The 16,546-nt window shown below is 63.6% G+C and carries 15 protein-coding genes; 7 read left to right on the top strand and 8 right to left on the bottom strand.

Translation table 11 applies throughout. The features are described from left to right. Nucleotide 1: 1 nt before the first annotated feature. Nucleotides 2-1,759: an NAD+ synthase gene (locus tag JJC00_RS24360; RefSeq protein ID WP_200468444.1), complete on the top strand. Its 1,758-nt coding sequence runs from the start codon at nt 2-4 to the stop codon at nt 1,757-1,759. 30 nt (nt 1,760-1,789) lie between these two features. Here JJC00_RS24360 and JJC00_RS24355 read toward each other — a convergent pair whose 3' ends face one another. From JJC00_RS24355 to JJC00_RS24335, 5 genes are all read right to left on the bottom strand, one after another. Then, nucleotides 1,790-2,182, bottom strand: coding sequence for a cytochrome C oxidase subunit IV family protein (locus JJC00_RS24355; RefSeq protein WP_200468443.1), 393 nt, complete (start codon nt 2,180-2,182; stop codon nt 1,790-1,792). 9 nt (nt 2,183-2,191) lie between these two features. After that, nucleotides 2,192-2,914, bottom strand: coding sequence for a heme-copper oxidase subunit III family protein (locus JJC00_RS24350; protein WP_200468442.1), 723 nt, complete (start codon nt 2,912-2,914; stop codon nt 2,192-2,194). 15 nt (nt 2,915-2,929) lie between these two features. Beyond that, complete coding sequence (locus tag JJC00_RS24345; protein ID WP_200468441.1) at nt 2,930-3,637, bottom strand: cytochrome c oxidase subunit 3; 708 nt, start codon at nt 3,635-3,637, stop codon at nt 2,930-2,932. Beyond that, nucleotides 3,634-5,412 (bottom strand): cbb3-type cytochrome c oxidase subunit I, encoded by a 1,779-nt coding sequence (locus tag JJC00_RS24340; protein ID WP_200468440.1) that lies wholly within the window; start codon nt 5,410-5,412, stop codon nt 3,634-3,636. Before JJC00_RS24340 ends, JJC00_RS24345 begins: the two co-directional genes overlap by 4 nt. A 74-nt stretch (nt 5,413-5,486) precedes the next feature. Then, nucleotides 5,487-6,320 (bottom strand): cytochrome c oxidase subunit II, encoded by an 834-nt coding sequence (locus tag JJC00_RS24335; protein ID WP_200468439.1) that lies wholly within the window; start codon nt 6,318-6,320, stop codon nt 5,487-5,489. 542 nt (nt 6,321-6,862) lie between these two features. Between JJC00_RS24335 and JJC00_RS24330 the strand changes: the two genes are divergently transcribed. Beyond that, the gene (locus tag JJC00_RS24330) at nt 6,863-7,768 is read left to right on the top strand and encodes a DUF2189 domain-containing protein (protein ID WP_200468438.1); all 906 of its coding nucleotides are present in this window, start codon (nt 6,863-6,865) and stop codon (nt 7,766-7,768) included. A gap of 90 nt (nt 7,769-7,858) precedes the next feature. Here JJC00_RS24330 and JJC00_RS24325 read toward each other — a convergent pair whose 3' ends face one another. After that, nucleotides 7,859-9,040, bottom strand: coding sequence for a DUF2865 domain-containing protein (locus JJC00_RS24325; protein ID WP_200468437.1), 1,182 nt, complete (start codon nt 9,038-9,040; stop codon nt 7,859-7,861). Between the two features lie 141 nt (nt 9,041-9,181). Continuing rightward, nucleotides 9,182-9,487 carry a hypothetical protein gene (locus tag JJC00_RS24320; RefSeq protein WP_200468436.1) on the bottom strand — a complete coding sequence of 102 codons (306 nt, stop codon included), beginning with the start codon at nt 9,485-9,487 and terminating at the stop codon, nt 9,182-9,184. 288 nt (nt 9,488-9,775) lie between these two features. Here JJC00_RS24320 and cysS point away from each other — a divergent pair, with 288 nt between their 5' ends. The 4 genes from cysS to JJC00_RS24300 all read left to right on the top strand — a co-directional run bounded on the left by cysS (nt 9,776) and on the right by JJC00_RS24300 (nt 13,768). Next, complete coding sequence (gene cysS / locus JJC00_RS24315) at nt 9,776-11,173, top strand: cysteine--tRNA ligase (RefSeq protein ID WP_200468435.1); 1,398 nt, start codon at nt 9,776-9,778, stop codon at nt 11,171-11,173. Beyond that, nucleotides 11,173-11,664, top strand: coding sequence for a GNAT family N-acetyltransferase (locus JJC00_RS24310; protein WP_200468434.1), 492 nt, complete (start codon nt 11,173-11,175; stop codon nt 11,662-11,664). Before cysS ends, JJC00_RS24310 begins: the two co-directional genes overlap by 1 nt. After that, the gene (gene cimA, locus JJC00_RS24305) at nt 11,661-13,259 is read left to right on the top strand and encodes a citramalate synthase (protein WP_200468433.1); all 1,599 of its coding nucleotides are present in this window, start codon (nt 11,661-11,663) and stop codon (nt 13,257-13,259) included. The genes JJC00_RS24310 and cimA overlap by 4 nt, the downstream gene beginning before the upstream one ends. 131 nt (nt 13,260-13,390) lie before the next feature. Next, nucleotides 13,391-13,768, top strand: a complete 378-nt coding sequence (locus JJC00_RS24300; RefSeq protein WP_200468432.1) for a VOC family protein — start codon at nt 13,391-13,393, stop codon at nt 13,766-13,768. On the opposite strand, the gene JJC00_RS24295 is transcribed toward JJC00_RS24300, so the two are convergent. Beyond that, nucleotides 13,769-14,374, bottom strand: coding sequence for a TIGR00730 family Rossman fold protein (locus tag JJC00_RS24295; RefSeq protein ID WP_200468431.1), 606 nt, complete (start codon nt 14,372-14,374; stop codon nt 13,769-13,771). Between the two features lie 200 nt (nt 14,375-14,574). Between JJC00_RS24295 and JJC00_RS24290 the strand changes: the two genes are divergently transcribed. Continuing rightward, entirely contained in the window at nt 14,575-16,530 is a 1,956-nt protein-coding gene (locus tag JJC00_RS24290; protein ID WP_200468430.1) for an ABCB family ABC transporter ATP-binding protein/permease, read from the top strand. Nucleotides 16,531-16,546: the final 16 nt, after the last annotated feature.

Raw genomic sequence — 16,546 nt, 5'->3', positions numbered from 1 at the left:
CATGACCGAACGTCTCAACGCATTCGCGGTCACGCTCGCCCAGCTCAATCCGACCGTGGGCGACATCGAGGGCAATGCCGCCAAGGTTCGCTCGGCACGTGCGCGCGCCATCGCCGACGGCGCCGATCTCGTGCTGTTCCCGGAATTGTTCATCGCCGGCTATCCGCCGGAAGATCTGGTGCAGAAGCCGGCCTTCCAGGCTGCCTGCCGTTCTGCTATCGAAGCGCTTGCGCGTGAGACAGCCGACGGCGGCCCGGCGCTGCTGGTCGGCACGCCCTGGGTCGAGGACGGCAGGCTCTACAATGCCTGCGCGCTGCTCGACGGCGGGCGCATCGCCGCGTTGCGCTTCAAATGCAATCTGCCGAATTACGGCGTGTTCGACGAGAAGCGGCTGTTTGCGCGCGGACCCGCGGCAGGCCCCGTCACCGTCCGCGGCGTCCGGATCGGCGTGCCGATCTGCGAGGACATCTGGCTGGAAGAGTCCGAGGATTACGAGAACGTGGTCGAGACGCTGGCCGAGACCGGCGCCGAGATCATCCTGGTGCCGAACGGCTCGCCCTATGCCCGCGACAAGAACGACGTGCGTCTGTCGGTGGCGGTCGCGCGGGTCACCGAGAGCGGCCTGCCGCTGGTCTATCTCAACCAGGTCTGCGGCCAGGACGAGCTCGTGTTCGACGGCGCCTCGTTCGCGCTCAACTGCGATCTCTCGCTCGCCGCGCAACTGCCGGCATTCGAGGAGAACGTCACGACCTTGCGCTTCATCAGGAACGGCGGCGATTGGCGTTGCACGGGTCCGATCGTGGAGCAGCCGGAGGGCGACAAGGCCGACTATGCGGCCTGCGTCCTCGGCTTGCGCGACTACGTTACCAAGAACGGCTTTCCCGGCGTGCTGCTCGGCATCTCCGGCGGCATCGATTCCGCACTCTGTGCGGCGATCGCGGTCGACGCACTCGGCGCCGATCAGGTGCACGGCGTGATGCTGCCTTATCGCTACACGGCAGCACACTCGATTGCCGATGCGGGCGAGCTCGCCGGCCATCTCGGCATCCGCTACGAGGTGTTGCCGATCGCGGAAGCGGTGGGCGGGTTCGAGACCATTCTGTCCGGCATCTTCAAGAACCTGCCGCCCGACATCACCGAGGAAAACCTTCAGGCCCGCACCCGCGGCACGCTGCTGATGGCGATCTCCAACAAGACCGGGCTGATGGTGGTGACGACAGGCAACAAGTCGGAGATGTCGGTCGGCTATGCCACGCTCTATGGCGACATGAACGGCGGCTTCAATCCGATCAAGGACATCTACAAGACGCAGGTGTTCCGGCTGGCAAGCTTGCGCAATGCATGGAAGCCCGATGGCGCGCTCGGACCCGCGGGCGAGGTGATCCCGCCCGATATCATCGCGCGTCCGCCGACCGCGGAGCTGCGTGAGAACCAGACCGATCAGGACTCGCTGCCGCCTTACGAGGTGCTCGATGCGATCCTGGAGCGTCTGGTCGAACGCGAGGAGCCGCTCGATCAGATCATCGCCGCGGGCTTCGACCGCGACACGGTGACCCGCATCGACCATCTCCTCAACGTCGCCGAATACAAGCGCCGCCAGGCGGCACCCGGTGTGAAGGTGACGCCGAAAAATTTCGGCCGCGACCGCCGCTATCCCATCACCAACCGCTTTCGCGACAGGGGCGAGCCGTTGCCTGCGCCCGACGAGACGCTGGTGTCGAACGGCAGCCGCGCCTCGCTCGACGCGTTTGAAGGTTGAAGTCGGCCCTTGGGCGCGAGGTCGCGGGTCCTACGAGGGGGTCGTGAAGAACAGCACGCGAAGCAAGTGCGTGTATTCGGATTCGAGCACCATGATCGTCACAAATACCAGCACCGCAATCGGCGGCGCGAGGATGGCATAGGTCAGGGCCAGCCGCTCCCAGGCCATGTGCATGAAGACGGCGACGATCAGGCCGGCCTTCACCACCATGAACAGAAGGATCAGCGACCACCTGAGATAGCCATGCAGGCCAAAATAGTCGACCAGAAAGGAACAGGTGCTGAGGACGAACAACCACCCCCAGACCACAAGATAGAGCTTGATCGGATGCTGCTGGCCCTTGGCGTGCGCGACTCCAGTTGCGACTGCGTCATGTGCATGAGCGTGAAGCTGCCCCTCGATCTGTACTGTCGCGTTTGTCATGCGCCGGCCTCACCAAAGATAGAACAAGGCAAATATGAAGACCCACACGAGATCGACGAAGTGCCAGTACAGGCCCATGATCTCGACGATCTCGTAGTACCCCTTGCGGCTCGTGAAGAAGCCGCGCCTCTCGACGTCGAAGTCGCCGCGCAAGACCTTGCGCGCAATGGCGATCAGGAAGATAACGCCGATCGTCACGTGGGTGCCGTGGAAGCCGGTGATCATGAAGAAGCTCGCACCGAACTGCTCCGCACCCCATGGGTTGCCCCAGGGCCGGACGCCTTCCGTGATCAGCTTGGTCCATTCGAAGGCCTGCATTCCGACGAAGGTTGCGCCGAACGCCGCCGTGACCAGCATCAGGGCCGCGGTTCTGATTCGATCGCGGCGGTAGCCGAAATTGACGGCCATCGCCATCGTCCCGCTGCTGCTGATCAGGATGAAGGTCATGATGGCGATCAGGATCATCGGTATGTGTGTATCGCCGATATTGAGGGCAAAGACCTCGCTGGTATTGGGCCACGGCACGGTCGTCGACATGCGCGCGGTCATGTAGGAGAGCAGGAAGCAACTGAAGATGAAGGTGTCGCTGAGGAGGAAGATCCACATCATGGCCTTGCCCCAGGACACGTTCTTGAAGGCGCGTTGATCCGAAGCCCAGTCGGCAGCGATGCCTCGCCAGCCCGGAAGTCGCCCGGCGCCTTGCCCTGTACTCGTCAGCATGGTCTCGGCCATCTCGTCCTCTCCTCCCTAGCTCAGCAACTGGCGACAGATGTCGACGAAACCGTCCGTCCAGCCCGTCAGGAGACCAAGCAGGACAAGCCAGACCAGCAGCAGGAAATGCCAGTAGATGGTGCACAGCTCCACGCTCAGACGCATCTCGGCCGTGGCAGCGTCATGCCGCCATACCTTGGCCGTGGTTCTCCCCAGCGCCACCAGGCCGCCGGTCAGATGCAACCCGTGCACCGCTGTGATCATGTAGAAGAAGGAATTGGCCGGATTGGACGCCACGAAATAGCCGGCGGCGCTGAGCTGTTGCCACGCGAGCAGCTGCCCCGCGAGGAAGGTGATCGCCGACGTTCCGCCGGCGAGCAGGCCGACGATCGCGCCGTCCATGTCGTTCCGGCGCGCCGCAACGTACGCCCATTGCAGCGCGACGCTGCTCAGGACCAGCACGCCCGTGTTGAACCACAGCACCTGCGGCACGGGCATCGTCCGCCAGTCCACCGTGTTCATGCGCATGGAGTAGGCGCTGATGAAAAGTGCGAACAGCGAGCTGGCGACAGCGAGAAACACGCCAAGCCCGACCTTCGCGGCCGGCCAAGCGATGGTGTCCGTGCCCGGGAAGTCACCGATCGGACCTTCCTCCAGCCACGGTTTCGCCGTCAGCCGCTGCTGCGAGAGCCACCAACCGGCGATGACCGCGATCACAGCCAGGAACAAGACGATGACGCTCACGGAGCAGCTCCCTGAACGGCCCCCGTGCTCGTGGGCGGCTGATTCTGTGGGATGAAGTCCTGCGCAGCCCCTGGCACGCTGTAATCATAGGCCCAGCGATACACGATCGGGAGATCCTTGCCCCAGTTGCCGTGCCCTGGCGGCGTCTCCGGGGTCTGCCATTCCAGCGTCGTCGCATGCCATGGATTGCCACCCGAGGGCTCACCCTTGAACAGGCTCCAGGCTAGATTGAACAGGAATACCATCTGGGCGAAGCCCACCGTGAGGGCCACCACGGTGATGAAGGCGTTCAGGGAGTGGGCTGATGGCGGAATAAACGCGGCGTCGCCGAGTTCGAAGTACCGGCGCGGAACGCCGAGCAGGCCGAGATAGTGCATGGGGAAGAAGATCAGGTAGGCGCCGAGGAATGTGACCCAGAAGTGAAACTTGCCAAGAACGTCGTTCAGCATTCGGCCGGTGACCTTCGGGTACCAGTGATAGATCCCTCCCAGCACGACCATGATCGGCGCGACTCCCATCACCATGTGGAAGTGCGCGACGACGAACATGGTATCCGAAAGCGGGACATCGACGACGACGTTGCCGAGGAATAGGCCGGTCAACCCGCCATTCACAAAGGTGATGATGAAGCCGAGAGCGAACAGCATTGGCACCCTGAGATGGATGTCGCCCCGCCACAGCGTGAGCACCCAATTGTAGACCTTGATCGCGGTCGGGATGGCGATGATCAACGTCGTCGTGGCGAAGAAGTACCCGAAGTATGGGTACATGCCGCTTACATACATGTGGTGCGCCCACACCACGAAGCTGAGAGCGCCGATCGCCACGATCGCCCAGACCATCATGCGATAACCAAAGATGTTCTTTCGCGCATGCGTGCTGATCAGGTCAGAGACGATGCCGAAGGCAGGCAAGGCGACGATGTATACTTCGGGGTGACCGAAGAACCAGAACAGGTGCTGGAACAGGAGCGGACTGCCACCGCCATATTTGCTGAGTTGGCCCATCTCAACCAGAGTCGGCATGAAGAAGCTGGTTCCCAGCAGACGGTCGAGCAGCAACATCACCGAGCCGACGAACAGTGCGGGGAATGCCAGCAGCGCCATGACGGTGGCCGTGAGGATGCCCCACACGGTCAAGGGCAGACGCATCAACGTCATCCCGCGGGCACGCGCCTGCAGCACAGTCACCACGTAGTTCAGCCCGCCCATGGTGAAGCCGATGATGAACAGGATCAGGGAGGACAGCATGAGGACGATGCCCCAATCCTGTCCGGGCGTGCCGGAGAGAATCGCCTGCGGCGGGTACAGCGTCCAGCCGGCGCCGGTGGGGCCGCCTGGGACGAAGAAGGCCGAAGCCAGCACCAGCACGGCGAGCAGATAGATCCAGTAGCTCAGCATGTTGACGTAGGGGAAGACCATGTCCCGCGCGCCGACCATCAGCGGGATCAGGTAATTGCCGAAGCCTCCGAGGAACAGCGCGGTGAGCAGGTAGATCACCATGATCATGCCGTGCATGGTGATGAACTGGAGGTATTGGTTGGAATCGATAAAGGAGAATGTACCGGGAAATCCCAGTTGCAGTCGCATCAGCCACGATAGCACCAGGGCCACGAGCCCAATGGCCGAGGCTGTCAGCGAGTACTGAATGGCGATGACCTTGGCGTCTTGCGAGAAGACATACCGTGTCCACCAGCTCTTCGGATGGTAGAGCTCGACATCGGGGACTTCGGCAGGTGGAATGCCTGCGATCCTGTCATATGGAATATCGACCATAGAGTACCTCCTCGGTCGTTTCCTTCGGGCGATGAGCTGGCTCACGCGCCCGATTCTGCTCGCAGCGGCATTTGCTATTTGCCGCCGGATTGGTACGTCGCCCTCACAACGGCGTTTTGGCCTGACAATTCGGCAAACGTCTTCTGCTGCTCCAGCCAGGCGTGATAGTCCTTCTCGTCCTCGATGATCACCTTGGCCCGCATCTGATAGTGAGCGGCGCCGCAAAGTTCCGCGCAGAGAACGTCAAAGGTCCCGGTTCGAATCGGCTTGATCCAGAAATAGGTGACCATGCCCGGGACCATATCCATCTTGGCGCGGAACTCCGGCACATAGAAATCGTGCAGGACATCGACGGAGCGGAGCAGAACCTTCACAGGCTTGCCGATCGGAAGATGCAGGTCGCCATTGTCGATCACGACGTCGTCCTGGCCATGCGGATCGTCGCCACTGAGGCCCATCGGGTTTTCGGGGCTGATGTTGCGAACATCTGATGTGCCCAACCGGCCATCCTTGCCCGGCAAGCGGAAGCTCCATTGCCATTGCTGGCCCATGACTTCCACTTCAGTGGCGTCTGCCGGGACCGTCACGAACTGATGCCAGACAACCAGGCCGGGTGCGAGCATGGCGGCGACGCCGACGCCGGTCCCGACGCTGAGCCACCATTCAAGCTTCTTGTTTTCAGGATTGTAGTCTGCCTGTCGTCCCTCCCTGTGGTGGAAGCGAAAGACGCAATAGGCCATGAACGCGATGACCGCGGTAAAAACGAACCCGGTGATCCAGAAGGTGATGTTGATCGTGTGGTCGATGTAGCCCCAGTCGGTGGCGATCGGCGTCCACCACCACGGGCTGAACAGGTGAAACAGCACCGAGCCGATTGCGACCAAGAGCAGTATCAGTGCGACAGCCATCCTGATCCATCCTTGCCATCAAAGGCTGCGGATACGAATCCAGGGCGGAGCTCACGTCAGTCGCGATGGTTGGCTTGTCTACGCAGGCATGTTCGCCATCGCCGCGCCTCTTGCCTCGCCCATTCACCCGGTCGCGATATCAAGAGAGAGGTCGCGACCGCAAATCTCATCAGAGCTGGGGCGTCTACACGCTTAAAATGATCCCCCTCGACCCCGGCGTCAATAGATGTCAACGCGCTTGGGTGGCGCGGGCGATCCCTGTTGCCGTGCAAGCTGGCGAGAGTCAGTCGCGTTCTCGATGTGATGCATCGCACAAATATGGAGGCGCAATTCACCAGCCGGGAGCGCTGGTCATTCCGAGTCGCGCGCGCTAAGCTTGGAGGTGCAGGTCGCGACGGGTTTCGTCCGGCTAAGCTCCTTCCTCGTTGAGCCTGGAACTGCCGTACTCGGCTCGATCGCGTCTCCCGCAAGTAAAGGCGGATACGCGCGGCCGGAAAGCGCGCCGTTCTCCGCCGCGACTTTCAACGGAGGAGGGTGTGTCCATGGCCACTCTGTATTCCCAAAACACCTTGAAGCGGCACGTATTCGGGGAGGCGGTCAGTTATCCTGTTCGCAGGATCGGCTTGGCCGATCTGAGGGAGGTGCTGCGCCTGGGGTGGGACGATTTCCAGGCGATGCCGAGTCACGCGATCGTCGTCTGCGTGATCTATCCCGTTCTTGGTCTCGTCCTGTTCAGGATGGTCCTTGGCCATTCGGTCCTGCCACTCCTGTTTCCGCTGGCTGCCGGGTTTGCCTTGATCGGTCCCTTTGCCGCGATCGGCCTCTACGAACTCAGTCGTCGCCGCGAGCGCGGCGAGGAGGTTGATGCGTGGGACGCGATCAAAGTCCTGCGCGCGCCGTCGTTCGGCGCGATGCTCGAACTCGGCGTGCTCCTGCTTGTGCTGTTCGGGGCCTGGATCGGCGTCGCGAACGCGATCTACGTCACAATCTTCGGTCACGCGCCCGCGGCGAGCATTCCTGACTTCGCGACGCGCGTGCTGACAACACCGGAGGGATGGTCGCTGATCATCGTCGGTTGTGGTGTCGGCTTCCTGTTTGCGGTCGTGGCCCTGTGCGTCAGTGTCGTGTCGTTTCCGTTGATGCTCGACCGGCATGCGACTGCGATCGATGCGATCCGCACGTCGCTCCGGGCGGTGGCCGCCAATCCGGTTGCGATGGCCGGATGGGGGCTGGTCGTCGCGGCGCTGCTCGTGATCGGTTCGCTACCGCTTTTCGTCGGTCTCGCGGTCGTCCTGCCGGTGCTGGGTCATGCGACCTGGCATCTCTATCGGAGGCTCGTCGAGCCGAATCCGAATCCACCGGATGCGCCGCCGCCGCCCCCGAAGGGAAAGCGCTATGCAGCGGACTTTCCGGCCAATCTCTTCCCGTGGAGTCGCGAAGGCGAATAGTCACTGCGAAACGGCCGCGCCTCGCGGCCGCCGTCGTTCGGTCTCTTTCCGGCGATGATCCCGGGGGTGGCTTCGAGCCGAAGCGCGGGCCTACTTCTGCTGCTGCGGCAGGAAGGTCGGGCCGACCGAGCGGATCGGCTTGTTCTCGGAAGAAGTCGTCGCTGTGCCTGCATCTGCGGGCGGCGTTGCAGCCGGAGCGTTGGCGGTCGCCGGCGGCGTTGCCGCGCCCCTCTTGGCGTTCGCAGGCGTGCCCTTGTTGAGCCGCTGCTGCTGCATCTTCTTGGCGCTCTCCTCGGTGACGATGATGTCACCTTGCTGCTCGACGGCCGCCTTGTCGTCGGCCGATTTCAGCGCGTCGGCCCAGCTCTGGCCCGCCGCCTTGCAGGAGCAGGACGGGTTGAACTCGCTGCGGAATTTGAAGGCGGTCGGCAGCGCCGTGTAGGGCTGGCCGCTGATGGAGACCGCCGAGTTCATGTCCTCGCCGGGATTGCGGTGGGCATAGAGCACGGCTTCGGCCGCCGGGCACAGCGCCTTGCAGGTCCTCTCGTCGTCGGGGAAGCGTGCCGGCACGGTCGCAAACGAGATCGGGAAATAGGCGCCGTCGCAGGTGCGCACGCAGACGGTGCGATAGGTGCCGGACTGCGGGCCGCCGAGATCGGCGGGCGGGGCACCCGGCGGATTGTTGGGGTTGTTGCCGCCGCCGAACAGATTGCTCAGGAAATTGCCGCCCTGTGACTGCGCGGCATTGGCGTATTGCGGGCCGCAATTGTTCTGCGCGAGCGCAATCAGCACCGAGCGGCGTTGGCTGTCGCGTTCGGGGCTGCCGCCGGGACCGCCACCGCGCAGGCGTTCGAGATTGCCGGTGATCTGGTCCAGATTGGCGCGCATCTGCTGGATCTGGGTGTTGACCGGACCGCATTGCGCCGACTGGCCGTTGAACAGCGAGAAGAAGCCGGAGGAATCGCAACCCATGCGCTTGGCCTGCATGGTGACGCGGTCGAGCTCTGCCTGCTGGCGGGTCTGGGAATCCTGGTAGCGGCGGATCTGGTCGTCGCGCGCGGGATCGCCGCTCGCGCCACCGTTGAGCGCGGCGAGCTGTCCTTCCAACCGCACGCACATCGGGTTCGGTCCGAGCCCGCCTTGTGCGGGCGGTCCGGGCGGGCCGGCCTGTGCAAAGGCGTCTGTGGCGAGCACGATCGCACTCAGAAGCACGGTGCAGGCAAGGAGGGAGCGGGGACGGGACAGAGACAAAAATTCAGGCATATCCGCCATTCTAGCGAGGTCACGGCCCCGAGTGACTTCCAATGTGATTTGGGGGCCGAAGCGCGCCCTCCAATAGCCGCTTCCTGCGGCAGCGTCACGTCGTTTCAGGGGCCGAAAATGGGTCCTAAGGCCCGCCAGCTCCGAGGGAATTCAGCGCTGGCAGGTGATTGCGACATATTCGTCGCAATGGCCATGGGAGCAGTTTGCGCCGGATTTGGGGACAGAGCCGGTAATTTCGTCGGGATCGACCCGACGATAGGCCGATGCCTGCGCAAAGTCGCGTGACTGGCAGTAGGTGCGGGCAACCTGCGCGCCGCATTTCTCGCCCTTGGCCAGGCACTGGTCGACCCCGTAGCCGTCCGCCTGGTTGGCGATGATGAAGATGCGGGTCTCGGCGAAAGCGCTGGATGCCGCGATGATGGAGGCACAGGAGACGAGCGCGAGCAGGGATCGCATGGATGCACCGGGGCTGGGGGACCGCCGGGTTCCAAATTAGACTCAAAAGGTTAAGGATGACGAACCATCAAGGCGGGGCGGCCGCGCATTGGGGAGATAAAACGGCATTTTCGCGGCTCTCTTGACGAAAGGCGCCTTCGTGGCCCATATGTCGCCGCATGAACGGTCTCCTCGCCATCTGCATTATCTGCCGCGAGATTACGAGCTAGCGATTCGCTGGCTGGAGCCGTCTTTTCTCAACCACATTGAGAGTACTGGACGCCCGGCCAACAGCCGACGGGTGTCCATATGGAATTGCGCCTCTACGATACGCTGAGCCGGGAAAAGCGCGCCTTCGTGCCGCTCGATGCGAAGAACGTCCGCATGTATGTCTGCGGACCGACCGTCTATGACTTCGCCCATATCGGCAATGCGCGGCCGGTGATCGTCTTCGACGTGCTGTTTCGGCTGCTGCGCCACATCTACGGCGAGGCGCATGTCAAATACGTCCGCAACGTCACCGACGTTGACGACAAGATCAACGACCGCGCCGCGCGGGATTTTCCCGGCCTGCCGCTGAACGAAGCGATCCGCAAGGTCACCGAGCAGACCGGCAAGCAGTTTCACGCCGACGTCGATGCGCTTGGCGCGCTCCGGCCAAGCGTCGAGCCGCGTGCGACCGAGCATATCGGCGAAATGCGCGAGATCATCGAACGGCTGGTCAAGGGCGGCTTTGCCTATGCCGCCGAGGACCATGTGCTGTTCTCGCCGCAGGCGATGAACGCGGCCAATTCGACGCTGCCGCGCTACGGCGCGCTGTCGAAGCGGTCGCTCGACGAAATGATCGCCGGCGCGCGCGTCGACGTCGCGCCCTACAAAAAGGATTCGACCGACTTCGTGCTGTGGAAGCCGTCCAAGCCCGGCGAGCCGTCCTGGCCGTCGCCGGCCGGCATCAAGGCAGAGGGGCGCCCGGGCTGGCATGTCGAGTGCTCGGCCATGGCCTGGAAGCATCTCGGCGAGCAGTTCGACATCCATGGCGGCGGCATCGACCTGGTGTTTCCGCATCACGAGAACGAGGTCGCGCAGACCTGCTGCGCCTTCCACCAGCAGCGCATGGCGAATTACTGGATGCATAACGGCTTCCTGCAAGTCGAAAGCGAGAAGATGTCGAAGTCGCTCGGCAACTTCATCACCATTCACGAGCTGCTCGCGGACTGGCCGGGTGAGGTGCTGCGCCTCAACATGCTGAAGACGCACTATACCTCGCCGATCGACTGGACCATGAAGTCGCTGGAGGAGAGCGCCAAGACGCTCAACGACTGGTATCGCTTTGCGGCCGATGTCGCGCCGTCCAGCCCGGCGGCGTCCGTGGTCGACGCCCTGCTCGACGACCTCAACACGCCGCAGACGATCGCGGCGCTGCATGGTCTGCGCAATGCGGCCGATGCGGCCGGCCTTTCGGCGTCGCTGCGTCTGCTCGGCTTCCTGTCCGAGAGCATGGCGCAATGGGAAGGCCGCAAGCGGCAGGCGAGCGGCGTCGACGCTGGCGAGATCGACCGCCTGATCGCGGAGCGCACGGCGGCGCGGGCGCGAAAAGACTTTAGGGAGTCCGATCGCATCCGTGACGAGCTCGCCGCCAAAGGCATCGTGATCAAGGACGGCAAGGATGCCGACGGCAAGCCGGTGACGACCTGGGAGCTGGCGTGATGGCACAAGCGCATCCCAAACCCGGCTTGCGGCCGTTTTTGCCTGATGACGTTCCGATGCTGGCCGCGATCTTCGCCGCCAGCATCCAGGAGCTGACCGGCGACGACTACAGGGAGGCGCAGCAGGAAGCCTGGATGGCAGCCGCCGAAACCGAGGAGTTCGGCAAGCGGTTGGCAGCCGACCTGACGCTGATCGCCACGCTGGATGGCTCGCCCGTCGGCTTCGCCTCGCTACACGGCACCGATCATATCCGCATGCTCTATGTGCATCCGGCCGTGGGCCGGCGGGGCATCGCGACCATGCTCGTCGATGCGCTCGAGAAGCTCGCGGGCGGCCGTGGCGCTGCGGCGCTCACGGTCGATGCCAGCGACACCGCGCAAAATTTCTTCGCCAAGCGCGGCTACACTGCCCAGCAGCGCAACAGCGTCACTATCAACGATGAGTGGCTCGCCAACACCACCATGAAGAAGACGCTCGGAGCGCAGCCATGAGCAAGGAGCGCCTTTATCTGTTCGACACCACGCTGCGCGACGGCGCGCAGACCAACGGCGTCGACTTCACGCTGACCGACAAGCAAGTCATCGCCGGGATGCTCGACGAGCTCGGCATCGACTATGTCGAGGGCGGCTATCCCGGCGCCAATCCGCTCGACACCGAATTTTTCGGCAGCAAGCCGAAGCTCAACCATGCGCGCTTCACCGCCTTCGGCATGACGCGGCGGGCAGGGCGCTCGGTCTCCAACGATCCCGGTGTCGCCGGGCTTCTGGAAGCGAAGGCGGACGCGATCTGCTTCGTGGCAAAGTCCTCCGCCTATCAGGTGCGCGTCGCGCTGGAGACGACGAAAGAAGAAAACCTCGCCTCGATCCGCGACAGCGTCGCAGCCGCAAAGGCCGTCGGCCGCGAGGTCATGCTCGACTGCGAGCATTTTTTCGACGGCTACAAGGAAGATGCGAGCTTTGCGCTCGCCTGCGCCAAGGCCGCCTATGAGGCCGGTGCACGCTGGGTGGTGCTGTGCGACACCAATGGCGGCACCATGCCGAACGAGGTCGAGGCCATCGTCACCGAGGTGACAAAGCACATTCCCGGCGATCATGTCGGCATCCACGCCCATAACGATACCGAGCAGGCGGTGGCGAATTCGCTGGCCGCGGTTCGCGCCGGCGCGCGGCAGATCCAGGGCACGCTGAACGGGTTGGGCGAGCGCTGCGGCAACGCCAACCTCTGCTCGCTGATCCCGACGCTGAAATTGAAGAAGGAGTTTTCGGACGCCTTCGATATCAGCGTCACGCCAGAGAGGCTCGCGACCCTCGTCAGAGTCTCGCGCACGCTCGACGACATGCTCAACCGCGTTCCGAACCGCCATGCCGCTTATGTCGGCGAGAGCGCCTTCGTCACCAAGACCGGCATTCACGCCTCCGCCGTGATGAAGGACCCGCAGACTTACGAGCATGTGTTGCCGGAGACCGTCGGCAATCACCGCAAGGTGCTGGTGTCCGACCAGGCCGGCCGCTCCAACGTCATGGCCGAGCTCGACCGCGCCGGTATCGCCTATGAGAAGAGCGATCCGAAGTTGACGCGGCTAGTCGAGGAGTTGAAGGAGCGTGAGGCAGCCGGCTACGCCTACGAATCCGCCAACGCCTCGTTCGATCTGCTGGCGCGGCGCACGCTCGGCAAGGTGCCGCATTATTTCGAGGTCGCGCAGTTCGACGTCAATGTCGAGCAGCGCTACAACGCCCTTGGTGAGCGCGTTACCGTTGCTTTGGCCGTGGTGAAGGTCGACGTCGCCGGCGAGCATCTGATCTCGGCAGCCGAAGGCAACGGCCCCGTCAACGCGCTCGACGTGGCGCTGCGCAAGGACCTCGGCAAGTACCAGAAGTACATCGAGGGCCTGACGCTGATCGATTACCGCGTGCGTATCCTCAATGGCGGCACCGGCGCGGTGACGCGCGTGCTGATCGAGAGCGAGGATGAGAATGGCGATCGCTGGACCACGGTCGGCGTGTCTCCGAACATCATCGACGCCTCGTTCCAGGCGCTGATGGATTCGGTAATCTACAAGCTCGTGAAGTCGGGCGCGCCGGCGTAGGCGACGGTGTAGTCACAAGCACCGTCATTGCGAGCGAAGCGAAGCAATCCAGAATCTTTCCGGGGTAACAGTCTGGAGTGCTTCGTCGCTTCGCTCCTCGCAATGACGAGGAGGATAGAGGGGAGCGCTAAATGATCGACCACATCTCCGTCGGCGTCAGCGAGCTCGAACGCGCCGCAAAGTTCTATGAAACCACGCTCGCCGCCCTCGGCCTCACCCGCCTCGTGACGCGACCGCGCACGGTCGGCTTCGGCAAGGCCTATCCCGAATTCTGGATCAATCTGCGCGAGGCCATGCCGCCTGTGCCACCGGAGAGCGGCGTACACATCTGCCTGCGGGCGAAGACAACGGCCGAGGTCGATGCATTCCACGCTGCCGCGCTTGCGACCGGCGGCGCATCCGATGGCGCGCCGGGCATCCGCCCGCATGACCGCGTGCGTTACTACGCGGCCTTCGTCGTCGATCCCGACGGCAACCGAATCGAGGCGGTGACGTTTCCGCAGGAGTGATTACAGCTTGCGCGCGACGTCCGGGGCGAGCTGCTTTTCCGCCTCGGCGATCTGGGCCACGGCCGATTTCAGCTTCGGCAAGATGTCCTCGACGCGATCGGCCTTGAGAATATCGATCGAAAGGCCGGCGCGGATGAACTCGGTCTGGCGCATATGCGACAGCAGCGAGAACAGCGGCTCCCAGAAATTGTCGATGTTGGCGAGCAGCACGGGCTTGGCGTGACGGCCGAGCTGCTTCCAGGTCAATTGCTCAACCAGCTCCTCCAGCGTACCAACGCCGCCCGGCAGCGCCACGAAGGCGTCGGAGCGCTCGAACATCAGCCGCTTGCGTTCGTGCATGTCAGGGGTGACGATCATTTCCTGCACGCGGGTCAGCGCATTCTCGCGCTTCCGGAGGAATTCAGGAATGATGCCGGTGACGGTGCCGCCGTGATCGAGCACGGAGGTCGCGACCGAGCCCATCAGGCCAAGCGAGCCGCCGCCATAGACCAGGCGGATGTTGTTGTCGGCGAGCGCCTTGCCGAATGCCTTGGCGCCTTCGGTGAAGTGGGGATTGGTTCCGGGACCGGAGCCGCAATAGACACAGACGGTTTTGATCGTGCTCATTGGCACCATGATGCATTGCAGCGAAGGGGCGTCAAGCCCCATCGGTGATTCGGATGACCCGGAAATCTACCGGTAAATGGCGACAAACAATCGAAGATTCGCCATCTGGCGGGGTGCGCTTGCCCCCGGAAGCTTCTATATGACGAGCGAAAATCGCAAATCGCACCGCGCTCGCATCCGGCGGGCCTCCAGGTTTCTTGATGAGCCCACCTCATTTGCCAGACGTCCCTGACGTGCCAGAGCCTGCAGGCGGACCGCTGGAGCGGGCCACCCTGATGGGCACGCTGGCACATCTGTGGCCCTATATCTGGCCGGGCGACCGCGTCGACCTGAAGATGCGCGTGGTCTGGTCGATGGTGCTGCTGCTCGCCGCCAAGCTGATCACGCTGACGGTGCCGTTCAGCTTCAAATGGGCGACCGACGCGCTCACCGGCGCCAACACCGCGCCGGTGCAGGCCGACAATTGGCACCTCTGGGTGGTCGCTTCGCCCCTGCTCCTGACCGCGAGTTACGGCGTGATGCGCATCGTGATGGCGGTGCTGACGCAATGGCGCGACGGCATCTTTGCGCGCGTCGCCATGCATGCGGTGCGCAAGCTCGCGACCATTACCTTCGTCCACATGCACGAGCTGTCGCTGCGCTTTCACTTGGAGCGCAAGACCGGCGGCCTGACGCGGGTGCTCGAGCGCGGCCGCGAGGGTATCGAGGTCATCGTGCGCATGGTGATCCTGCAGCTGATCCCGACCATCGTCGAGGTCTCACTGCTGATGGCGGTGCTGCTGTGGCAGTTCGACTGGCGGTACGTGGCGGCAACGCTGATCACGGTCGCGGTCTACATGTACTATACCTACATCGCGACCGAATGGCGGATCGGCATCCGCCGCAAGATGAATGATTCCGACACCGAGGCGAACACCAAGGCGATCGACTCGCTGCTCAACTACGAGACCGTCAAATATTTCAGCGCCGAGGCCCGTGAGGCGCAGCGCTACGACAAGTCGGTCGCGCGCTACGAGGAGGCGAGCGTTCACACCTACACCTCGCTCGCGGTGCTCAACACCGGCCAGGCCGTGATCTTTACGCTGGGCCTGACCGCGACCATGCTGATGTGCGCCATCGGCGTGCGCAACGGCACCAACACGGTCGGCGATTTCGTGCTGGTCAACGCCATGATGATCCAGCTCTATCAGCCGCTGAACTTCATGGGCATGGTCTATCGCGAGATCAAGCAGGCGATCATCGACATCGAGAAGATGTTCGGCGTGATCGGTCGCGAGGCCGAGATCAAGGATGAGCCCGGTGCGCAGCCGTTGGTCGTCTCCGCCGGTAACGTGCGCTTCGAGGATGTGCGCTTTGCCTATGAGCCGGCGCGGCCGATCCTCAAAGGCATCAGCTTCGAGGTGCCCGCCGGCAAGACGGTCGCGATCGTCGGCCCGTCCGGCGCGGGCAAGTCGACCATTTCGCGGCTGCTGTTCCGCCTCTATGACGTCTCCGGCGGCAAGATCCTGATCGACGGCCAGGACATCCGCGAGGTCACGCAGGCGAGCTTGCGGGCCTCGATCGGCATGGTGCCGCAGGACACGGTGCTGTTCAACGACACCATTCGCTACAACATCCGCTATGGCCGCTGGGACGCTGGCGATGCCGAGGTCGAGGAGGCGGCGCGGCTGGCGCAGATCGACCATTTCATCCGCATGGCACCGATGGGCTACGAGACCCAGGTCGGCGAACGCGGCCTGAAGCTATCGGGTGGCGAGAAGCAGCGCGTCGCGATCGCGCGCACCGTGTTGAAGGCGCCGCCGATCCTGGTGCTGGACGAGGCGACCTCGGCGCTCGACACGCACACCGAGCACGAGATCCAGGGCGCGCTCGACCGCGTAGCGAAGAACCGCACCTCGCTGGTGATCGCGCATCGCCTCTCGACCATCGTTGGCGCCGACGAGATCATCGTGCTGGACCAGGGCCGCATCGCCGAGCGCGGCACCCATGCCAGCCTGCTCGCGCAGGGCGGTCTCTACGCCAGCATGTGGAACAGGCAGCGTGAAGCCGAGGCCGCACGCGAGAAACTGGCCCGGATGGCCGACAGGAGCGAGGCGCCCAATCGGGAGCCGCCCCCGGTCGAGGACGCCCTCACGGCGCAAGCGGCCGCGGAGTGAGCTTGTCTCCGGTCCC

The organism is Bradyrhizobium diazoefficiens (genome assembly GCF_016616885.1).
GTDB classification, from domain to species: Bacteria; Pseudomonadota; Alphaproteobacteria; order Rhizobiales; family Xanthobacteraceae; genus Bradyrhizobium; species Bradyrhizobium diazoefficiens_F.
Note: the sequence above shows the minus strand (reverse complement) of the source record. Positions and strands in the feature narration are given on the sequence as shown.

Excerpts from the sequence above, each read along its gene's own strand:
- JJC00_RS24340 (WP_200468440.1), bottom strand. The coding sequence starts at position 5,412 with ATGGTCGATATTCCATATGACAGGATCGCAGGCATTCCACCTGCCGAA.
- JJC00_RS24350 (WP_200468442.1), bottom strand. The coding sequence starts at position 2,914 with ATGGCCGAGACCATGCTGACGAGTACAGGGCAAGGCGCCGGGCGACTT.
- cimA (WP_200468433.1), top strand. The coding sequence starts at position 11,661 with ATGAGCAAGGAGCGCCTTTATCTGTTCGACACCACGCTGCGCGACGGC.
- JJC00_RS24300 (WP_200468432.1), top strand. The coding sequence starts at position 13,391 with ATGATCGACCACATCTCCGTCGGCGTCAGCGAGCTCGAACGCGCCGCA.
- JJC00_RS24320 (WP_200468436.1), bottom strand. The coding sequence starts at position 9,487 with ATGCGATCCCTGCTCGCGCTCGTCTCCTGTGCCTCCATCATCGCGGCA.
- JJC00_RS24325 (WP_200468437.1), bottom strand. The coding sequence starts at position 9,040 with ATGGCGGATATGCCTGAATTTTTGTCTCTGTCCCGTCCCCGCTCCCTC.
- JJC00_RS24335 (WP_200468439.1), bottom strand. The coding sequence starts at position 6,320 with ATGGCTGTCGCACTGATACTGCTCTTGGTCGCAATCGGCTCGGTGCTG.
- JJC00_RS24360 (WP_200468444.1), top strand. The coding sequence starts at position 2 with ATGACCGAACGTCTCAACGCATTCGCGGTCACGCTCGCCCAGCTCAAT.
- JJC00_RS24310 (WP_200468434.1), top strand. The coding sequence starts at position 11,173 with ATGGCACAAGCGCATCCCAAACCCGGCTTGCGGCCGTTTTTGCCTGAT.
- JJC00_RS24295 (WP_200468431.1), bottom strand. The coding sequence starts at position 14,374 with ATGAGCACGATCAAAACCGTCTGTGTCTATTGCGGCTCCGGTCCCGGA.
- JJC00_RS24290 (WP_200468430.1), top strand. The coding sequence starts at position 14,575 with ATGAGCCCACCTCATTTGCCAGACGTCCCTGACGTGCCAGAGCCTGCA.
- cysS (WP_200468435.1), top strand. The coding sequence starts at position 9,776 with ATGGAATTGCGCCTCTACGATACGCTGAGCCGGGAAAAGCGCGCCTTC.
- JJC00_RS24355 (WP_200468443.1), bottom strand. The coding sequence starts at position 2,182 with ATGACAAACGCGACAGTACAGATCGAGGGGCAGCTTCACGCTCATGCA.
- JJC00_RS24330 (WP_200468438.1), top strand. The coding sequence starts at position 6,863 with ATGGCCACTCTGTATTCCCAAAACACCTTGAAGCGGCACGTATTCGGG.